This window comes from Amycolatopsis sp. NPDC031561, assembly GCF_055580625.1.
This window is the reverse complement of sequence record NZ_JBVILA010000014.1, coordinates 62898-82997: the sequence shown is the minus strand read 5'-3', so window position 1 is coordinate 82997 and position 20100 is coordinate 62898. Positions and strand designations below refer to the sequence as shown.

The window sequence follows — 20100 nt, the reverse complement described above, 5'->3', positions numbered from 1 at the left end:
GACGCGCCGGAGGCGGACCTCGTTCCGCCACAGGCGAAACAGTATGCCCGCGAGGTCACCCCGACGCGCCGCGGAGGTGGTTGCGGGTGACCGGCGGCGGCCGAATAGTGTTGCGGCCCGGCCCTTTGGAGGTGAACCGCCCGTGCCAGCTGTCGACTACTACGAAGTGCTCGGCGTGGGCAAGGCCGCCTCGGTCAACGAGATCAAGACCGCGTACCGGCGGCTGGCGAAGTCGCATCACCCGGACGCCGGTGGTTCCGCGCTCACGTTCCAGCTGGTCCGCGAGGCCTACGACACGCTCAGCGATCCGCTGCGGCGCGCGGGCTACGACGCGGGCGGGCGCTCCGTGCGCGCACCGATCCGGCCGCGGCCGAGACGTCGCTTCGGCGACGAACCGGGCTACGAACCCGAACAGGTCGTGATCGACCCGGACAACCTCGAATGGTGGGAATTCGCCGCGCAGGACGAGCGCGTGCGCCACGGACGGCGGCGCGGCCCCGGCCACACCCCGGTCGTGGCTGCGGTCGGCGGGATGGTGCTGGTCCTGCTGCCGGTGCTGACCGGCGTCGGCTTCTCCGCGCCCACGCTGATCATCTGGCTGATCCTGACCGCCGGAACGGCCCTGCTGGTGCAGCGGCTCGCCCGCGGTTACCTCGCCGCCTCACGCGCCAAGAACCGGTTCGCCGCCGAATTCGGCGGGAAGCGCGTGTTCGGCACCCCCGGCACCGAGTCCGACGAACTCGCCGAGCGGCTCACCGCCGACCTGCTCGAGCGCTACCTGACCCGGCTGCCCGGCGCCCGCATCTTCCACGGCCTCTCGTGGCCGGACTCGGTGTTCGCCGACGTCGACCACGCGGTGCTGTGCGGGAAGCGGCTCGTGCTCATCGAATCGAAGCTGTGGCTGCCGGGGCACTACGAAACCGGCGACGACGACCGCCTGCTGCGCAACGGCCGCGCCTTCCGCGGCGGCGGGAGCAGGCTGACCGAAAGCCTCGCCGAGTACCGGCGGATCCTGCCGGGCGTCACCTTGCGCGGGGCGATGGTCGTGTACCCGAGCCGGACCGGCGAGATCACCACCGAGCACGACGATCCCTCCCCAGCGCCGCCGATGACGCCGGAGCAGTTCCTGCACGAGATCGGCGGCTGGCTGGCGGCAGAGCCGTCCACTGTGGACTCACCGACGATGCGGGTGGTGCGGGACCGGGTGGTCGGCACCCTCTGAGGACCCGGTCCCCGGTGCCACCCAGACCCCGATGCGCGTGAAGGCCCCCTTCCCTCGGCTGAGCCGAGGGAAGGGGGCCTTCACGCGCTGACTACTGACTACCGGCCCGAGCGCTCCTTCTTGGCGCGCGCGGAACGGGTGCAGACCTCACCGACGTCGACCGTCTGGCCGCGGTCGATGTAGACGTCCGCCAGCCCGACGAGCTTGCCCTTCGGCGACGTACAGGTCAGCTGGTACGCCTCCTTGGGTCCGTAGGTCGGCGGGATCGGCGACTGGAACGACACGCCGCCGGTCCAGTCGTCCACAGTGGACGGGTTGGCCTGGGCGTAGTTGACCAGCACGGCCCGGTAGTCCCCGGCGGGCGGGTCGAACAGGGTCGCGTGCTCCTCCGTGGTCCCGCCGTTCGCCGACGACGACACCATGTTGCCCGCGGCGTCGAAGACGTACAGGTCCCAGTCGGTGTCCGGGCTGGCCCACTTGACGTCGACGCTGAACTTCCCGTTGTCCACCTTGGGGAGCCCGTCCACGTGGAACGTGAAGCTCTCCGAGGCCGGATCGGCCGGGTAGTTGGTGTTGATCGCCGGCACGCCCGCCGGGTTCGTCACCGCGATGTTCGCCTGCGCCGGGCCCTGCGGCTCGCGGCCGTAGCGGCCCGCGACGTAGGGCCGGGTGGACGGGTTGATCGACCACGCGAACCGGCCGCCGGTCGAGGACAGCGACGAGTTCAGGTTGTCGGTCACGTAGATCGGCGGCTTCGTCGAACCGTCCGGCTGCACGACCGGCGACGTCGGCGTCTGGAACGTCTTGTGCAGCTTCAGCTGGTAACCCTTCGGCGCCGTACCGATCAGCGTCGAGTGGGCCGCCGGGTCGGCGGTGTTGGCCAGCATGTCGATGAAGGCACCGCGGTTGCCGCCCTTGCCCGCGCCAGCGGCGGGGGCGACGCCGGTGTACTCGGCGACGACACCGGCCTGGAACGGCGGGTGGAACTCGGTGTTGCCGATCTCGAAGGTGAAGCCCCAGCCACCAGTGGCCCAGTACGACCAGTCCTCGGTCGAGCCGGTCGTGTCGTAGAGCGCCCACGACGGCTGGCTGGTGTACCCGTTGCGCGAGGCCATCTTGTCGCCGAGGGCCTTGTACGCCGGCTCGTCGAGCGGCGGGCGGACGGCGGCGACACCCGGGACACGCAGCACCAGGTTGGAGAAGGTGTGCAGCGTGATCAGGTTGGTCACCTGGCGGTTGGACACGATCGAGCGGATGTTCTGCGTCTCCGGCTCGGAGAACGGCCCTGCCCCGCGGAAGGTGTCGTTGCGCCACACGGTCGACGCGCCGGCGCCGCCCCAGAAGCCCGCGTAGTTGCGGTTCGGGTCGGTGCCGCGTTCACGGCCGCCGGGGTTCGCCTTGCAGACGCCGGTCGCGAACTCCTTGGGCGAGTCGTTGACGTTGCAGTTCTTGCGCTTCATCTCGTAGTCGAAGCGCGAGAAGTCGCCCTTGGGCTCGGCTTCACGGGAGATTTCGAAGCCGTCCGGGTTGACGATCGGCACGACGATGTTGCGCGTCCGGCCGACCAGGCCGCGGATTTCGGCGTTGTTGCCGGTGTAGCCCTTGACCAGTTCGTGCGCCCATTCCATGGCGTGCTCGCCCGCGGGCCACTCCCGGGCGTGGTGCACACCCATGGTGAAGTTGACGGGCTTGCCGTCCGTGATGTTCTTGACGTCGCTCGCGATCTCGAGGCCGATGACGTCGCGGCCTTCCCAGGTCGGCTGCGGCAGCGTGAACGCCGTGACGAGTTTGGGGTTCTTGCGGGCCAGTTCCTTGGCCTCGAACTGGTAGTCGTAGAGGTGCCGGTAGCTCGTGCGCCCGGACGGCAGCATGGAGCCCGGCGTCTTCGCGGCGTACTCACGGTCGGTCTTGGCGTTCTGGATCGACCGGGCCGAGAGGTCGGCGTCGACGACCTTGGACTTGAAGCCGTTGTCGGCCAGCGTCTTCCGGTCGGCGTCGTTGGCGAGGACGACCTCGACGCCGGTGGCGTCGGCCTTCTCGGTGACGTCCAGGCCGAGCCGGAGCAGCTTGTCCTTGTCCTGCTTGGCCGGGGTCTCGACCCGGACCAGTTCGGCGCGCTGTGGCGGAGGCGCGGCGCCGGTCGGTGTTCCCTGCGGCGTGAGCGCGAGGAAGTCGACCCCCAGGACAGCGTCGCGTGTCTGCCCGTCGTACCGGCAGGTCTGCACGATCAGTTTCTGGTCCTTCTTCACGAAGCCTTCGGCGAGCTCGTGGCTGCGCAACGCGGCGGACGCGGCGACCACGGCGCCGGTGGCCTTGTCGAAGACGGCGAGATCCCAGTCACCCTCGTTGCCGCCGCGCGGCGCGAGACGTGCCTGGAGCAGACCGTCCACAGTGGACGTGAACTCCCGGCGATCGGTGCCGGACGTACCCGGCTTCTGCAACGCGGCGAAACAGGACCGCTGCACGGCCTGATTGGCTCGCACGACGTTGTCCGCGGCCCCCGCCGTCGTGGCCGACGGAAGTGCCACGAAGGTGCCGGCGAGCACCAGTGTCGCCGCCGTCCATCCCGCTCTTCGCCGGTTTGGTGAATACCCCACAGACTGACCTCCTTGGACAGTCCGGTGACCGGGTGAGGTCACCGGTAGCGAGACCCTAGACCCGGGACCCCACCTGAGGGACCCGCCACAAGTCGCCTGCACCCCTTTCGGCCCAACGATCTCACCGACCGTGCCGGAACGATCACCACGACGTGCACCGTAGAATGGGACTTTCCTGTCGATTCCGACAGGTCGGCCTAAGAAAACCTTCAGGTTGGGTGGTTACCTTTCAACCATGACGACGTCCCAGGTCACCGCCAGATCCCCGCTGGCCCTGCTCGCCGCCGTGGTCTCGGTCGCCGGTGGCGCGCTGCTGATCCTGCTTCTGCAGGTCCTCCCCGCCACCAGCGACATCAGCCCGGTCCGCCGCACCATCAGCGAATACGCGCTGAGCGAGAACAAGTGGATCTTCGACGTCGCGGTCCTGCTGGTCGCGTTCGGTTCGGCGATCGGCTTCGGCGCGCTGATCCGCCGCAGGCATCTTCCGCCGCTGTCCGCGGCGTCGGTCTTCTGCGCGCTCTGGACGTTGAGCCTGGTGGTGATCGTGGCGTTCCCCAAGAACAACTGGGCGATCGGGCCGAGCACCGGCGGGACCGTGCACCGGATCGCGAGCGTGGTGGCCTTCGTCTGCCTGCCGCTGGCCGTGTGGTTCGCCGCGAAGGCCGTCTTCCCCACTTCCCCCGCGCGCCGCGCCGTGACGCGGGTGCTCGCGGTGGCGGCGCTGGCCTGGTTCGGCGTGATCCTCGGGGCGATCGTGGTGTCGATGAACGGCGGCAGGCCGTGGTGGCAGGCGATCCCGCTGGGGCTGGTCGAACGCGCGATGGCGCTGACCGGGCTGATCGCGCTGGCGTCGCTCCTGATCCCGGCCCGGGTGGTCGCCACCGAGACCGAGGCCTTGCAGGTCGCGTCCTGACCGCCGGAGGCCTCGCCAGGGGATGGGACGAAGCCGCCGAGGGGTACGAGGCCTACTACGTCCCCCGGTTCGCGCCCTGGGTCGCCGCGGCGGTGCGGGCCCTCCCCCAGACCTTGCCCGACGGCCCCGTTCTCGTCCCCTGCTGCGGGACCTTCCCGGAACTGGATCTGCTCACCGAGCGGCTGCCCGGCCGCGAAATCATCGGTATCGACCTGTCGGCCGGCATGACCGCGCTGGCCCGGCGCCGGGCGGCGGGCAACCCGCTCGTGCGCGTCGTCGAAGGCGACGCCTCGGCACTCGACCTCCCTGCCGCGGCCGTCGTATCGGTCTTCGGCCTGCAGCAACTCCCCGAACCCGACGCCGCGCTCCGATCCTGGGCAGGCGCGCTGCGGCCGGGCGGATGGCTTTCGGTCGTCTACTGGCCGCGCAGCACCGAGCCGGACGGGCCGTTCACGGTGCTGTCCGACGTCCTGCGGGAGCACGTCCCCGCCGGGGACCGCTCCTGGGAAGACCGGCTCCTACCCGCGCTGGAAGACGCCGTGCTCGAACGGGAGGAGCCGTTGTCGTTCCCGATGGTCCATCCCGACGCGGACACGTTCTTCACCGCGCACACCCGCTCCGGCCCGATGCGGCCGCTGGCGAACGCGCGCGGTGAAGCGTTCATCGCCGCGCTGCGCGAGGAATTCCTGCGACGTGCCCCGGCAGGGGAATGGCGGCACCGGCCGCTTGCCCGGCATATCGTCGCGCGGGCGGCAGACCGGGCGTGAGCTCGAAGCCGTCCTCGTCCGCGTCCTTGCGCAACCGCGCCGTGCAGACCGAAAGGTGCACCACGTTGGCCCGCTTGTGATGGCGGTACACGTGGACGTCGGTGGCGAAGCACGCCGCGGCGAGGAGTGCCCGCCGCTGCTCGATGCGCTCGTAGCCGACCCCCGCCGGGCAGAACAGGGTGACCTCGACTTCGTCGCCCCTCGGTTTGGTCCACAGGATCACCGGCAGCTTGCCGTCGAGCGTGCACACCCGCGCCCGGGCGAACCCGGTCCGCAACCGGTGCTGCACGACGACCGACCGGAGCCGGTCACGAACGAAGCGTCGCGCCGATTTCCAGTAGAACAGCCAGTTGGCGACGCCGAACAGCACGACCGCGGTCCAGATCGGGCCGACGGCCTGGAACAGGGAGAACAGCGCGTACGGGAGGACGATCAGCGCGCCGATCTCGTACCGCCAGTGATAGAGGGCGGTGAACGGGTTGGGCCTCCTGACCACCGTGACCTCCCTGGCCAGTTCGGCGATCGCCTGTGGTTCCTGCCAGCGGTTCATGACCTTCCTCCTGTCCGTCCGGCGATTTGCTCGGCGGCCACCGCCGCCGCGGGAATGGAGCGGACGACACCGACGCCGGCGCAGTCGGGGCAAACGGCGTCCTCGTAGGGCCACCACCCCGTGCCCCCGCACGATTCGCACGCGTGCACGGTGTCCCAGCGAGGGTCGCGGTAGATACGCCGCCTGCCTTTCGACACGCGGGTCACCTGCCAGCCACGCTCGGCGGCTCTGGCGTCTTCGCCGGTCGCGAAAAGCCATTCGTGGAAGCGATCGGCAAGCCGATCGAACCAAGTTCGGGATGCTGACGTGTGGTTTTCGTGGTGGGTCATGGGGTTCACCCCCGATGCTGCGAAGCGCGGACTCGGGTCGGCACACACGACGCCTACTGCGGCATTCGTGTGGCCCGCAGACGGCTCGAGCCGGTTCGGATGCGCAGCGTCACATTCACATGGCTGACAGCATCCGCTTTCCGGTCGCGCCCGGGTCATACCGGCCCTGGTCGCCGGGTGGGTCACGAACCCCAGGACCTGGTAGAACAGGTCCCGGTGCGGCATTTCGCACGTTGTGACACGACGTTGACCAACGCGCCATCGCGGTCCGATTCGCTTGCTGTACTCTCCCCGTTGTGTGCACGTTCAGTCACCGCCCTACATTGCCTACCAGAGGTAGGTAAGCCCGTGTCTAGTGCCTACATGAAGCCTACATCGGCCGGGGACCAGCCGGTAAGCCCTGATGCGGAAACCGTTACCGCGTCGGGTGTCGGACGTGAGCTGCGACGGTTGCGCAAGGCCGCGGGCGAAACGCAGGCGGAGACCGCCAGGATCATCGGCGTCACCCGGGCGAACCTGACCCAGTGGGAGACCGGCAAATACCTGCCGTCCGCGCACAACGCCCGCCAGCTCGACGACCACTTCCGTGCCGCGAACGCGCTGGTCACGCTGGTGGAGAGGGCCCGATCCCCCCAGGACCACACCCCGCCCGCGATCGGCGAAGCGGGCGCCGTGGACACCTCCCGTTCGCTGCTGCAGGTCTTCCACACCGTCGGCGCCAAACTCGCCGGGCATCTGATCCGCGACGCCGAGGGCAAACCACTCGGCTGGCGGCACAACCTGCAGAAGAACACCGGCCCGAAGGCGCTGAGCACCGCGTACGGGATCAACGCGATGCTCGTGGTAGGCGATCCCTACATCGACCTACATACGCTCGCCGAAGATCTCTACACACTGCAGTCGGAGCACGGCTGGCGGGGCCGCGCAGGCGGCAAGCGGCCGGAGACCACCGCGTCGGTGGTGGACGCGCTGTTCCGCACCAGCACCATGTCCGCCGACGAAGGGCTGGGCCTGCTCGAGGGGTCGCTCGACCCGTACAGCAGGACCCGTCCGTACCTGTTGTCCGCCGTCTTGCACACGGCGGTCCGGCTGCGGCCGGACGCCCCGCTGACCGACCGGCTGATCGACGCCCTCCTGGCGGCCCGGCTCGACTTCGACGGCTCACGGCTGTGGCCGGAGAAGAACGAAGCAGGCCTCGTCGCCCCGGAGGCTTCGGTGGTCCACACCGCGCGATCGGTCGTCGCCCTTCGGGACGTTCTGCGCAGCCGTGAAGATCGCAACGACGTCCGGGACGCCGCCGACGAAGCCACACAATGGCTCATCGAGCGGTCACACCCGGACGACGGCGTGGCCGAAGATCTCGAGAGGCCCCGCCCCGACGGAGAAGGAACCACCCGGATCATCATCCGGCACTTCACCGCCGCCTGGGTCGTCCAAGCGCTCGCCACCGCCCCGCTCCTGCCACTCCCCCGGCTCAACCGGGCGCTCGGAACCCTCTGGGAGCGCTATGACGCCGAACAAGGGCTGTGGGCCTGGGGAAGCGGGGATCTACCCATCTGGCAGACGCTCGACGCCGTCACCTCCCTTCGCGCGGCCGCGCTCGCCGTCGCCGCGCCCCCGCTCAGCCCTCCAGGAACCCCAGGTACTTGATGATCGACACTCCGCCCGCGTTCCTCCGCGGTGTCACCGGCACACGACCCGGCGACGGCGACGCGGACCTGCCCTGGCTGCGCTCGGTGGCGCACCGGATCCAGGACGCTCCCGGTACTTTCCTTTCGTGGCTCGAAGAAATCCTCGATGACGAAGAAGCCGTCCGAGCCGCGGCGAAGCGTTCCTACTGGCACCCCAACGGGTTCGCCAAAATGGTGCTCCACGCCTCCGCCGATTTCCGGATCCGGCTCCACGTCTGGCCGGAGTCCGCGGAACCGTCGCGCGGCGAATCCAATCCGCACAGCCACCGGTGGGAATTCGCCTCGACCATCATCGCCGGGGAAGGCCTGCACATGGCCGAGTTCCGCGAAACCACCGAAGGCGGCAAGACGCACGACCGATACCGCTACGGTGCCGATCCGGCGAATCCGGCCGCCTTGCTCGCGGACGGCGAAGCCCGCCTCGAAGTGGAGAACACCCCGAGCGTCCGGCGCGGCGACGTCTACTCGTGCGACACCGGGATCGTGCACACCGTCCGGCCGATCGACGCGGGCTTGACCGCGACGGTGGTGATCCAGGGCCCGCATCGCACCAGCACGACCGTCGTCTACTGCGAACCCGGCCAGACCGAAGACCAGCCCAACGGCGAACTGACCGAGACCGATTTCCGGCTGCTCGTCGGTTCCGTCGCGAAAGCGGTGGCGTCATGCCGCTGACCTGGCCCGTCCACCGGCGCGGGGTGCTGACCGACAAGGCGATCAAACGCGCGCACCGGACCGGGGAACTCACCGTCACCCCGTTCGAACCGGACCTCGTCCGGCCCGCCGCGATCAGCCTGCGGCTCGGCGACGAGGCGTTCGCGCTGGACTCCACCGGCACCGTCGACATCGCCGACCGGAGCACTTATCCGGACCTCCGGAAGAAGGAACTCGACGCAGACGGCAGGCTGCGCGTCGAACCCGGCGAGGTCGTTCTCGCGCCGACACTGGAGAAAATCGGGCTCTCGGAGAAACTCGCCGGGATCGTCGACGGTACGAGCGACTACGCGAGGCTCGGTATCAGCGTCGTCCTGTGCGGGCAGGTCAGTCCCGGTTTCGGCCGCGAGAAGGGCGCCGTGCTGACCCTGGAGATCGTGAACCACCTGCGGCATCCAGTACTCCTGCACCCCGGCACGCGGATCTGCAACCTCATGCTGTTCGCCACCACCGGCAGCGACCAGCCCTACGGCACGCTGCCGCACAACTACTCCAGCGACCACTCCGTGGCCCCGTCCCGATTGGCGGATCATGTCGGGCGTAACTGAACTCTCGCCCGTCGGCGACCACGTCCGCCTGGGCGACCTCGGCGAGCACGCGATCCTCGAGCACCTCCTGCGGCCGCGCTACGGCGGTGTCCGCGGATTCGGTGACGACTGCGCCGTCCTCGACGCCTCGGAAGGGCTTCGCGGCGAACTGGTCGCCACCACGGACAGCTGCCCCACCCCGCTGGTCACCATCCTGGGTGAAACGGATCCGTATCACGCGGGCTGGCTGCTCGCGACGATCAACCTGTCCGATCTCGCGGCGGCCGGCGCCACCCCGCTCGGGCTGGTCGTCAACTACACGCTGCCGAAGACCACCACGGCCGACGAGTTCCGGCGACTGCTCGACGGCGTGGACGACTGCACCGCGATGCACGGGACCAAGGTCGTCGGCGGCGATCTCCGGGACGGCCCGGTCCGGCAGCTCACCGCGACCGCGATCGGCCGGTGCGTCCCCGGGAGCAGGCTCGGGCGCGCGGGCGCGGAAGTCGGCGACCGGCTGCTGCTGGTCGGTTCGCCCGGTTACCTCTGGTCGTACGCGTTGCTCGTCGAAAAGCAGGCGCGGCTTCCCGAGTCCGTCGTCGCCGAAATCCGGAAACGTGCCTGCCGCCCCATGGCACAGGTGACCGCCGGGAGGACGCTCGCCACGGCAGGGCTGGCACGCGCGGCGATGGACGTGTCCGACGGGCTTTTCCCCACGGTGCGGTCCCTTTGCGGCGCCAACGGTCTCGGCGCGCGCGTCACGACGGATCTCCATCTGGACGAGGCGCTCGTCGACGTCTGCAAGCAGTCGGGGCTTGGCCGGTTCGAGCTCGCGCAGGCTTGGGGCGACTGGACGCTCGTGGTCGCCGTGCGGCCGCAGGACGTCGAGCTCGCCAAGAAAACCCTTGCGGGGGAAGGCGTCGCGGCGCAGGAGATCGGCACTCTCGTGCCCCGCGAGGAGGGCATCTCGCTGGACGACGGTGAGCCTTGGGAAGGCATCGCGCAGGAGCGGTTCTCGCCCAGTTCGTGGCACGGCGGCGAGCTGCCGAAGCTGATCACCGAGGTCCTGGGCAGGCGCGCGGGCTGAACGCTCGTGAGTGCTCGTGAGTGGTAAGGACGGTTATTGACCGGTAGGTCGAATGTGGCGTGCTCATGCCGTCCTTCGGTGTCGGTCCGGGCCAACGCCGGACCGCGTGGCTTGGGTTGGTCGTGAGTGGTGATTCGGGTTAGAACCCGAATCGCCACTCACGACTGAGGAGCCACTGGTCCCGGCCACCATGAGCGCCGCACCGACCTTCCGGGTGTCGCGAAAGCCACGTTCAGGACATCAGACGTCCCGAAAGTGGCTTTCGCGACACGCCCGCTGGGCCTTCACAGCCCGAACTCACGAGCCACGGTCGCTTACCGCAGGCGGTAGGCGTTGACGATCGTCTGCGTCACCGAACCGCCGCCCGAATCCGTCGCGGAAAGCCGCAACGAGACGAAGGGCGACGAGCTGAACAGCGGCGCCACGACGAAAGCCTGCCGGTGCTCACCGCTCCCGACGACGGGCTGCCGATGCCAGCTCTTGCCCCCGTCGAAGGAGGCCTCGGCGGTGACCTGCCGGACGGTGCCCGTCACCCCGGCGGGGCGCTGGACCTCAATCGGCACGGCGAGCGGCAGCAAACGCCAGGCGTCGTTGGCCGAGCCGAGTGACGGAGTGGCCCTCAGCGCCATCAGCGGGAGCGGTTTCTCCCCCACGGCCCGTTGCGAGCGGAATTTCCACGACGTGACCACGTTGGCGGACAACTCGGCGTTGGAGCCTTCCGGCCGCTTCGCGTCGATGGTCAGCGTGTACTCGCCCGCTTCCGGCGGCACGGTGAAGGTCACCGGGCCGTTGTTCGGCCAAAGGTGGCCCGGCACCCGGGGCACGGAACCGATCTCCTTGCCGTCCCGCATGAGCCGGGTGGTGCCCTCCACCGCCGACAGGCTGACGTGGTCACCACTGGCCGCGAGCAGCGGGAACAGGAGACTGAAGGTGTCCCCGTCGCGCACCGTTTTGGTCAGTTTCGCCAGTGTCGGGCCGACGACCGCGCGGTTCCAGTCCTCTCGGGAGCGCTGGCCCGCCCGGTACTCGACGCCCGCCGCCGTTTCCTCGGTGTCGCTCCAAGTCCCGTTGGTACCGGCCCGGTCCACGAAGAGCCGCTTCAGCCACCGGATCTTCCCGGTGCTGTAGAACTCTTCCCGCGTCGAGGGCAACTGGGCCTGGGCGGTGAGGAACCAGGCGTTGCCGAGGGCGACTTCGTTGTCGTAGGGCGACGGCAGCACGTGCAGGTTGCCCCATTGCTTGCCGGTGGCGGCGTAGGTGGCGTTCACCTTGGCCAGTTCGTGATCACTCACCCGGTATCCGGAGACGTCGGGAACCCTGCCGTTGCTGGGGAATTGCAGGTTGTAGAGGTAGGGACTGTTCTCCGACCTGCCTTCGCCGGTCTGCTTGCTCATCATGGTCGTGACGAGGAAGTCGAAGTCGGGCACGTCGGTACGGGTGGGGGCGACGTAGGAGTACTGGTCGTCGCGGAAGAGCCTCGGCTGGTACCACGAGTGGCTCGTGACCCCCCGGCCCGCGACCCGTTCGGTGAAGGCGACGATCTGACCGTTCGAACTGGCGTCCCGGCGATCGGTCCGCACCGTCACGGGTTTCGCCAATCGCCCGTCCAGCACGACTTCCCGGTCTCGATCGAGTACGAAACCCGGTTCCGCGACCAAACTCGACCCCGGCGTCTCGTAGATCTCCGAGACGAACAGGTACCGGCCCTGCGGCAACCGGATCGGACCTCCGCCTTCCTGCGCGACGAAGATCTTCATGTCGCCACTGTCCAAATTGGTCACGATCAGCAGGCCGCTCGGCCCCTGCGGACCGGGGCCGTTGCCCTTGCGGTCGAAAAGCTTGACGTCGGCCGAAAAGACCTCGCGCTGCAGGTCCGCGCCGATCAGGCTGCGTACCTCGACACCGTCGGCGGAGGTGGCGAGCAGGGTGCCGCCGTAGGCAGCGCGGGGCTTCTGCCCGGGGTTCACCGTGATCGCCGCCGTCGCGGTCCCGCCCGCCGGCACCGTGACCTTCGGCCGGTCCACCGTGAACAGGCCGTCGGCCGCCGCTTTCCCGTTCTCGTCGCGGACGTCCAGCCGCAGGCCGAGATCGACGGGCTGGTCACCGCTGTTGCGGTAGGTGAGCTCGCGGGTCAGCGGTTTCGGGTCGGCCGCCGGGACGGTGCCGAAGGCCACCGTGGTGACATCGGCGTGCACCCGCTGCTTGACCGCCTTGGCGAGGTCGGTTCGTCCCGCTCCCTGTTGGAAGACGGTCGGCCCTTCGGCCGGTTTCGCGGTACTCGTGAGCCCGGCCTTGATCTGCTCGGGACGCCAGTCGGGGTGCTGCTGGACGAGCAGCGCCGCCGCTCCGGCGACATGGGGCGTCGCCATCGAGGTGCCCGACATGGGCTGGTAGTCGCCACCCGCCTTCGCCGCGACGATCCCCACGCCCGGCGCGGTGATCTCCGGCTTGACCGCGTTGTCCCCTCGTCGCGGTCCCTTGCCGGAGAACGACGCCAGCGCGTCGGCCCGGTCCACCGCGCCGACGGTGAGGGCCGCGTCGGCGCTGCCCGGGGAGCCCACCGTGCCCGCCCCGCGGTCCCCGTCGTTGCCGGCGGCGATCACGAACAGCACGCCGTTGTCCTTGGTGAGACGGTTCACCGCCGCCTCGAGAGGATCGACGTCCTCGGTGTCATCGCCGCCGAGGCTCAGATTGATCACCTTGGCGCCCTCGGCGACGGCCCATTCCATGCCGCTGATGATCTCCGACAAGCCGCCGCTGCCGTCGTCCCCGAGCACCTTGGCCGCGAGCAGCCCGGCGTCGGGAGCGACGCCCTTGAGCCGCCCGGCGGAAGCCGTGCCGGAGCCCAGGATCGTCGAGGCGACGTGGGTGCCGTGGCCGTGCCGGTCGGTGGGATCCCCGCCGCCCGAGAAGTCCTTGGCCGCGACCACCTTGCCCGCCAGATCCGGATGCTTGCCGTCGACACCGGTGTCCAGCACCGCGACCTTGACGTTCTTGCCGGTGAACCCGCTCCGCCACGCCTCCGGCGCACCGATCTGGGGCACACTGCGGTCGAGATTCGCCTTGACCTTCCGGTCCAGCCACACTTTCCGCACCGAAGCCGCGCCGGGACCGGTCAACGCGGACCAGAACTCCCCCGCGCGGTCCTTGGGTTGGGCGAACGCGGTCGCGCCGACGCTGTCCAGCCGTCGCACCGTTGTCGCGCCCGCGCCGGCCACCGCGCCTTCCTGCTGCACGATCAACGGCAGGGTCGGCCGCGCGCCGTCGTCGTAGCCGTCGGCGAGCAACCGGTCGATCCGGAACAGCCGCTCGTCCAGCACGCCCTTCGCCACCAGCGGGAGGGCGTCGGCGGGGAAGACCGACCAGCCGTTCTTGTCCTGGCTGCGTTGGAATCCCATCCGTTCCCGGCCGGGTCCCGGCTGCACCGAAAGCGCGGGCACGTCCCCCTGACGCTCCTGCACGGTGATCCGGTCGCCGGTGATCAGCGTGAGGGTGCGAGGCCCCGGCATCGCCGCGTTCTCCGGCGGTGCCGGGTCGGAAGCGGCCTGCGCGGTCTGTGCGCCGGTCACCCCGAGCATGGTCACCAGGAGCAGACTGGCCAGGACATGGGCTCTTCGGCGCATGTGGCACCTCCGTTTGCGCTCGTATCGGTGCGCCGAGGCTTTCGGAAGTGCAGGTCGGAGCGCCATACGTCGGGGCCGATCAGGTCGCCCGGAATAGCCGTTCGGGCACACGGTGATTACGGTCACATGCGGGCTAATCCTCCGCATGTCTACAGACCGACCGCTTAGTACGGCAGACTCCATGTCACTTCAACTCGACGACGAGGAGCAGACCCGTGACCGAACACCCCTCCCGCGTAGCGATCGTCACCGGAGCAGGCCGCGGCATCGGCGCGGCCGTGGCCAAGCGCCTCGCTTCCGACGGGTTCGCCGTCGGCCTGCTGGACCTCGACGAAGCGGGCGTCAAGCAGGTAGCCGAGGAGATCGTCGCCGAGGGCGGCAAGGCCGTCGGTGTCGCACTGGACGTCAACGACGCCGCGCAGGTCGAGGCGGCGGTGACCCGGGTGGCCGAGGAACTCGGCGCGCCGACCGTGCTGATCAACAACGCCGGCATCACCCGCGACAACCTGCTGTTCAAGATGACCGAGCAGGACTGGGACTCGGTGCTGGGCGTTCACCTGAAGGGGTCGTTCCTGATGACCCGTGAGGTGCAGAAGTACCAGACGCAGGAGAAGTGGGGCCGCATCGTCAACCTGTCCAGCACTTCGGCGCTGGGCAACCGCGGACAGGTCAACTACTCCGCGGCGAAGGCGGGCATGCAGGGCTTCACCAAGACCCTCGCGATCGAGCTGGGCAAGTTCAACGTCACCGCGAACGCCATCGCCCCCGGCTTCATCGCCACCGACATGACCGCGGCGACCGCCGAGCGGATCGGCATGTCCTTCGAGGACTTCAAGGCCGCGGCCGCGTCGCAGATCCCGGTCCAGCGCGTCGGCACGCCCGACGACATCGCCAACCTCGCGTCGTTCCTGGTGAGCGACGGCGCCGGATTCATCTCCGGCCAGGTCATCTACGTCGCCGGCGGACCGAAGGACTGAGTCATGCGCGAATTCGCCTCCCTGCAGGAGTTCGAGAACGCCGTCGGCGAGCACTTCGGCTACAGCGAATGGCTCACGCTCACCCAGGAACGGGTGAACCTGTTCGCCGACGCCACCGACGACCACCAGTGGATCCACGTCGACGTCGAGAAGGCGGCCGCGGGCCCGTTCGGGGCGCCGATCGCCCACGGTTTCCTGACGCTGTCGCTCATTTCGGGCTTCGTCGGGAAGCTCTACCGGGTCCACGGGCTCAAGATGGGCATCAACTACGGCCTCAACAAGGTCCGCTTCCCCCAGCCGGTCAAGGTGGGATCGAAGATCAGGGCGGGCGCCGAACTGGTCGAGGTCACCGACGTCACCGGTGGCAAGCAGGCCATCGTCCGGTGGACGATCGAGATCGACGGCGAGCCCAAACCGGCGTGTGTCGCGGAGATGGTCGTCCGGCTGATCGCCTGAGGAAGTGACCTCCGGCACCTCGCCGGACCTCCACTACCCGACATACCGACTGGTCGGTACTGTAACCGGAAAGCGAGACGCTGGAGGCACGATGAACCAGTCCGACCTGCCGGGCCTCGACCTGGCCAGGCTCAAGTCCCATCTGGACGAGCACCGGCCGGGTCTGGTCCAGGGCGACCTGAGCGGCCAGGTCGTGGAAGGGGGCCGGTCCAACCTCACCTACCTCGTGGGCGACGGCCGGTCCCGCTGGGTGGTCCGCCGCCCGCCGCTGGGCCACGTCCTGCCGACCGCGCACGACATGGGCCGCGAGTTCCGGGTGATCTCCGGCCTGCACGGCACGGCCGTCCCGGTGCCGGAAACCGTGCTGCTGTGCGAAGACACCGACGTCATCGGCTCGCGGTTCTACGTGATGGAGTTCGTCGAGGGCACGCCCTTCCGCTCGGACACCGAGCTGGCGGCGCTGGGACCGGCCAGGACTAAGGCCATCGCGGACGAACTGGTCGACACCCTGGTCGAGCTGCACGCTGTCGATCCGGAATCGGTGGGGCTGGGCGATTTCGGCCGTCCGGAGGGCTTCCTCGAACGCCAGTTGCGGCGCTGGAAGAAGCAGCTCGACGGCAACCGCAGCCGCGACCTCCCCGGCGTCGACGAACTGCATGAGCGGCTCGCCTCGACCGTGCCGGTTTCGGGCAGGCCGTCGATCGTCCACGGTGACTACCGGCTCGACAACGTGCTGGTGAACGCCGACGACCGGATCACCGCCGTGCTGGACTGGGAGATGTCCACCCTGGGAGACCCGCTGACCGACCTCGCGCTGCTGGTGGCCTACGCCGAGCGCGACAAGGTGTCACTGCAGTTCGTGTCCAACGCCAGTTCCGCACCGGGTTACCCACGCAACGACGAGGTCATCGCCCGGTACGCCGAGCGTTCGGGCCGCGACGTCTCCCGGCTCAACTGGTACGTGGGCTTCGCCTTCTTCAAACTCGCGGTGATCCTGGAAGGCATCCACCTCCGCTACAGCAAGGGCCAGACCGTCGGCGCCGGGTTCGACGGCATCGGCGCGGGCGTCGTCCCCCTGATCGCGCACGGCAACGAGACTCTCAAGGAAGAGGGATAACGGATGGACTTCGCCTTCGACGCGAAAACCGAGGAACTGCGGGGGAAACTCCTCGAGTTCATGGACTCGCACATCTACCCGGCCGAGGCCGTCTTCGAGCAGCAACTGGCCGAGCGCGACAGTGAGTGGTCGCAGCCGCCGATCGTCGAGGAACTCAAGGCCGAGGCCCGGAAACGCGGGCTGTGGAACTTCTTCCTTCCCGGTGACCACGGCGCCGGTTTGACGAACCTGCAGTACGCGCCGCTGGCCGAGATCACCGGCCGCAGCCTCCGGCTCGCCCCGACCGCGCTGAACTGCGCGGCGCCCGACACCGGGAACATGGAAGTCCTCACCATGTTCGGCACCGAGCAGCAGAAGAAGCAGTGGCTCCAGCCGTTGCTGGACGGCGAGATCCGGTCCGCGTTCGCGATGACCGAGCCCGACGTCGCCTCCTCCGACGCGCGCAACATCGCCACCAGCATCCGGCGCGACGGCGACCAGTACGTCATCAACGGCCGCAAGTGGTACATCTCCGGCGCGATGAACCCGAACTGCAAGATCTTCATCGTGATGGGCAAGACCGACCCGGACGGCCCGCCGCACAAGCAGCAGAGCATGATCCTGGTTCCCCGCGACACCCCGGGCATGACCGTCAAGCGCGGTATGCACGTGTTCGGCTACACCGACGGCGATCACGGTGGTCACGCCGAAGTAATCTTCGAGGACGCCCGCGTACCGGCGGAGAACCTGATCGCCGGTGAGGGCGACGGGTTCGCGGTCGCGCAGGCCCGCCTCGGACCGGGTCGGATCCACCACTGCATGCGCGCCATCGGTATGGCCGAACGCGCCCTCGAACTCATGTGCCGCCGGGCGCTTTCGCGCGAGACCTTCGGCAAGCCGATCGCCGAACAGGGCGTGGTGCAGGACTGGATCGCCGAAGCGCGGGTCAAGATCGAGCAGCAGCGGCTCCTGGTGCTCAAGACCGCTTGGCTGATGGACACCGTCGGCAACCAGGGCGCGCACACCGAGATCCAGGCGATCAAGATCTCCACCCCGATCACCGTCGAATGGATCCTCGACAAGGCCGTGCAGCTGTTCGGCGCGGGCGGGGTCAGCCAGGACTTCCCGGTCGCCGAGATGTGGGCACAGGTCCGGACACTGCGGCTGGCCGACGGCCCGGACGAGGTGCACAAGCGTTCGCTGGCGCACCGTGAACTGAAGAAGTACCGCACGGAGGCGTCGAAGTGACGACAGCACAGGACCTCAAGCAGCGCGTGGCCGACCTGCTGGCCGCGTACCCACCGGAAAGCACGCCACGCCAAGACTTCCTCGACGCGCGGTTCGACGCCGGGCTGGCGTGGATCCACTTCCCCGAAGGCCTGGGCGGCCTGAACGCGCCGCGCTCGCTTCAGTCCGTTGTGGACAAAGAGCTCGCGGCGGCGGGCGCGCCGGACAACGACAAACGACGGATCGGGATCGGTCTCGGCATGGCCGCGCCGACCATTCTCGCCTTCGGTACCCCGGAGCAGCATCAGCGCTTCCTGCGTCCACTGTGGACCGAGCGGGAGGTGTGGTGCCAGCTGTTCAGCGAGCCCGGCGCCGGCTCCGACCTCGCCGCGCTGGGCACCCGCGCGGTGCGCGACGGCGACGACTGGGTGGTCACCGGCCAGAAGGTCTGGACGTCGGGCGCGCACAAGTCGCAGTGGGCCATCCTGGTCACCCGCACCGATCCCGACGTGCCGAAGCACCGCGGCATGACGTACTTCGTCTGTGACATGACCGCGCCGGGCGTGGAGGTCCGGCCGCTGCGCCAGATCACCGGCGAGGCCGAGTTCAACGAGGTCTTCCTCAGCGAGGTCCGCATCCCCGACGCGCACCGCCTCGGCGCGGTCGGCGAGGGCTGGAAGGTCGCGCAGACCACGCTGATGAACGAGCGCGTCGCCATCGGCGGGGCCGAGTTCCCGCGTGACGGCGGAATGGTCGGCGTCGTCGCGGAAACCTGGCGTGAGCGCCCGGACCTGCGGACCTCCGAACTGCACGACCGCCTGCTGAAACTGTGGGTGGAGGGCGAAAGCCTGCGACTGGTGAGTTCGCGGCTGCGGCAGCAACTCGCCGCCGGAGCGCCCGGCCCGGAGGGTTCGGCGGTCAAGGTCGCGTTCTCCGAGCTGAACCAGGCGGCGTCCGGGCTGGAGATCGAACTGCTCGGCGACGAAGGCCTGCGCTACGACGACTGGACGATGCGGCGTCCCGACGGCGTGAACTTCCTCGGCCGCGAAGCCGGCTACCGCTATCTGCGCGCGAAGGGGAACTCGATCGAGGGCGGCACCTCGGAGGTCCTGCGCAACATCATCGCCGAACGCGTGCTGGGGCTGCCGTCCGAGCCGCGGATCGACAAGGACGTCGCCTGGAAGGACCTGCCCCGATGAGCGACCTGTTGTATTCCGAGGTCGAAGAGGACCTTCGCGCCAGTGTCCGCGACCTGTTCAAGGATCGCGCCGAACCGGCGGCCCTGATCGCCAGGACCGAGACGGCGGAACCGTACGACCTGACGTTGTGGCGCACGCTCGCCGCCGACCTCGGCGCGGCGGGCCTCGCCGTGCCGGAGGCGCTGGGCGGGCACGGCGCCTCGGCGCGTGAAGTCGCCGTCGTAATGGAGGAACTCGGGCGCAGCGTCGCCCCTGTCCCCTATCTCGGCAGTGCCGTGCTGGCGACGTCGGCCCTGCTGGCCACCGACACTTCGCAGGCGGAAGTGGTGGAGAAGCTCGGGAAACTGGCCGCGGGCGCGCTCGTCGGCTCGCTGGCCGTACCGCTGTCGACCGCGCCCGGCGCCGAGTTCCCCTCGACGGTCACCGCCGCCGCGGACGGCACGCTCAGCGGCCAGGTCCGCAGCGTCGTCGACGCTTCGGTGGCCGAACTGATCGTCGTCCCGGCGGTCGGGCCAGAGGGCCCCGGCCTCTACACGGTCGACGCGGCTTCGGCGGGAGTGACGGTCACCGAGGCGATTTCGCTGGACCTGACGCGGCGCATCGCCGACGTCACCTTGGAGAACGTGGCCGCGAAGCAGGTCGCAAGCTCCTCTGCGGCGGAGTCCGCGCTGAACACGGCACTCCTGACCGCGGCGGGACTGCTCGCTTCGGAACAACTCGGGATCGCCGAATGGGCGCTGACCGAAACGGTGCGGTATCTCAAGGAGCGCTACCAGTTCGGGCGTCAGGTCGGGTCTTTCCAGTCGCTGAAGCACCGGCTGGCGAACCTGTACACGGATCTGGTGAACGCCAGGGCGACCGCGCGCTACGCCGCCGACTGCCTGGCTTCCGGCGACGACATCGCGATCGCCGTCGCGGTGGCGCAGGCGCGCAACTCCCCCATCGCCGTCCACGCCGCCGAAGAGGCGATCCAGTTGCACGGCGGGATCGGCATGACCTGGGAGCACCCCGCGCACCTGTACCTGAAGCGCGCGAAGAGCGACGAGATCGCCTTGGGCACTCCTGGGCGGCATCGCGCGGCCCTCGCGCCGCTGATCGACCTGCCTGCCTGATTCTCCCGGCGGG

17 protein-coding genes are annotated in these 20100 nt (G+C 69.2%); 13 read left to right on the top strand and 4 right to left on the bottom strand.

The window, feature by feature from the left end; translation table 11 throughout:
* The first annotated feature begins 142 nt into the window (after positions 1 to 142).
* On the top strand, positions 143 to 1222 hold the full coding sequence (locus ACZ5IK_RS25555) for a J domain-containing protein (RefSeq protein WP_465489974.1): 1080 nt from the start codon (positions 143 to 145) through the stop codon (positions 1220 to 1222).
* A gap of 98 nt (positions 1223 to 1320) precedes the next feature.
* On the opposite strand, the gene ACZ5IK_RS25550 is transcribed toward ACZ5IK_RS25555, so the two are convergent.
* Positions 1321 to 3819, bottom strand: a complete 2499-nt coding sequence (locus tag ACZ5IK_RS25550; protein WP_465489973.1) for a M14 family zinc carboxypeptidase — start codon at positions 3817 to 3819, stop codon at positions 1321 to 1323.
* Between the two features lie 235 nt (positions 3820 to 4054).
* On the opposite strand from ACZ5IK_RS25550, the gene ACZ5IK_RS25545 reads away from it, so the two are divergent.
* Together ACZ5IK_RS25545 and ACZ5IK_RS25540 are read left to right on the top strand one after the other, a co-directional pair.
* Positions 4055 to 4732 (top strand): DUF998 domain-containing protein, encoded by a 678-nt coding sequence (locus ACZ5IK_RS25545; RefSeq protein WP_465489972.1) that lies wholly within the window; start codon positions 4055 to 4057, stop codon positions 4730 to 4732.
* Between the two features lie 92 nt (positions 4733 to 4824).
* On the top strand, positions 4825 to 5499 hold the full coding sequence (locus tag ACZ5IK_RS25540; RefSeq protein ID WP_465489971.1) for a class I SAM-dependent methyltransferase: 675 nt from the start codon (positions 4825 to 4827) through the stop codon (positions 5497 to 5499).
* On the opposite strand, the gene ACZ5IK_RS25535 is transcribed toward ACZ5IK_RS25540, so the two are convergent.
* A complete protein-coding gene (locus ACZ5IK_RS25535) occupies positions 5393 to 6049 on the bottom strand; it encodes a hypothetical protein (protein ID WP_465489970.1) in 657 nt (218 codons plus the stop codon). The genes ACZ5IK_RS25540 and ACZ5IK_RS25535 overlap by 107 nt on opposite strands.
* Positions 6046 to 6378 (bottom strand): hypothetical protein, encoded by a 333-nt coding sequence (locus ACZ5IK_RS25530; protein ID WP_465489969.1) that lies wholly within the window; start codon positions 6376 to 6378, stop codon positions 6046 to 6048. Before ACZ5IK_RS25530 ends, ACZ5IK_RS25535 begins: the two co-directional genes overlap by 4 nt.
* A gap of 363 nt (positions 6379 to 6741) precedes the next feature.
* Here ACZ5IK_RS25530 and ACZ5IK_RS25525 point away from each other — a divergent pair, with 363 nt between their 5' ends.
* Genes ACZ5IK_RS25525 through ACZ5IK_RS25510 form a run of 4 tightly spaced genes read left to right on the top strand, consistent with a single transcriptional unit; the run spans position 6742 to position 10397 of the window.
* A complete protein-coding gene (locus ACZ5IK_RS25525; RefSeq protein WP_465489968.1) occupies positions 6742 to 8028 on the top strand; it encodes a helix-turn-helix transcriptional regulator in 1287 nt (428 codons plus the stop codon).
* Complete coding sequence (locus ACZ5IK_RS25520; protein ID WP_465489967.1) at positions 8028 to 8744, top strand: hypothetical protein; 717 nt, start codon at positions 8028 to 8030, stop codon at positions 8742 to 8744. Before ACZ5IK_RS25525 ends, ACZ5IK_RS25520 begins: the two co-directional genes overlap by 1 nt.
* Positions 8735 to 9331 (top strand): dCTP deaminase, encoded by a 597-nt coding sequence (gene dcd / locus ACZ5IK_RS25515; protein ID WP_465489966.1) that lies wholly within the window; start codon positions 8735 to 8737, stop codon positions 9329 to 9331. The genes ACZ5IK_RS25520 and dcd overlap by 10 nt, the downstream gene beginning before the upstream one ends.
* Entirely contained in the window at positions 9315 to 10397 is a 1083-nt protein-coding gene (locus ACZ5IK_RS25510; protein WP_465489965.1) for a thiamine-phosphate kinase, read from the top strand. Before dcd ends, ACZ5IK_RS25510 begins: the two co-directional genes overlap by 17 nt.
* A gap of 314 nt (positions 10398 to 10711) precedes the next feature.
* Here ACZ5IK_RS25510 and ACZ5IK_RS25505 read toward each other — a convergent pair whose 3' ends face one another.
* Complete coding sequence (locus ACZ5IK_RS25505) at positions 10712 to 14020, bottom strand: S8 family peptidase (protein ID WP_465489964.1); 3309 nt, start codon at positions 14018 to 14020, stop codon at positions 10712 to 10714.
* Positions 14021 to 14235: 215 nt separating this feature from the next.
* Here ACZ5IK_RS25505 and fabG point away from each other — a divergent pair, with 215 nt between their 5' ends.
* The 6 genes from fabG (at position 14236) to ACZ5IK_RS25475 (ending at position 20087) form a co-directional block, all read left to right on the top strand.
* A complete protein-coding gene (fabG, locus tag ACZ5IK_RS25500) occupies positions 14236 to 14997 on the top strand; it encodes a 3-oxoacyl-ACP reductase FabG (RefSeq protein WP_465489963.1) in 762 nt (253 codons plus the stop codon).
* 3 nt (positions 14998 to 15000) lie between these two features.
* On the top strand, positions 15001 to 15453 hold the full coding sequence (locus ACZ5IK_RS25495; protein WP_101606892.1) for a MaoC family dehydratase: 453 nt from the start codon (positions 15001 to 15003) through the stop codon (positions 15451 to 15453).
* A 91-nt stretch (positions 15454 to 15544) separates the two neighbouring features.
* Positions 15545 to 16570: a phosphotransferase family protein gene (locus ACZ5IK_RS25490; protein WP_465489962.1), complete on the top strand. Its 1026-nt coding sequence runs from the start codon at positions 15545 to 15547 to the stop codon at positions 16568 to 16570.
* Between the two features lie 3 nt (positions 16571 to 16573).
* On the top strand, positions 16574 to 17797 hold the full coding sequence (locus ACZ5IK_RS25485; RefSeq protein ID WP_465489961.1) for an acyl-CoA dehydrogenase family protein: 1224 nt from the start codon (positions 16574 to 16576) through the stop codon (positions 17795 to 17797).
* Complete coding sequence (locus ACZ5IK_RS25480; protein WP_465489960.1) at positions 17794 to 18975, top strand: acyl-CoA dehydrogenase family protein; 1182 nt, start codon at positions 17794 to 17796, stop codon at positions 18973 to 18975. The genes ACZ5IK_RS25485 and ACZ5IK_RS25480 overlap by 4 nt, the downstream gene beginning before the upstream one ends.
* Entirely contained in the window at positions 18972 to 20087 is a 1116-nt protein-coding gene (locus ACZ5IK_RS25475; protein ID WP_465489959.1) for an acyl-CoA dehydrogenase family protein, read from the top strand. Before ACZ5IK_RS25480 ends, ACZ5IK_RS25475 begins: the two co-directional genes overlap by 4 nt.
* Positions 20088 to 20100: the final 13 nt, after the last annotated feature.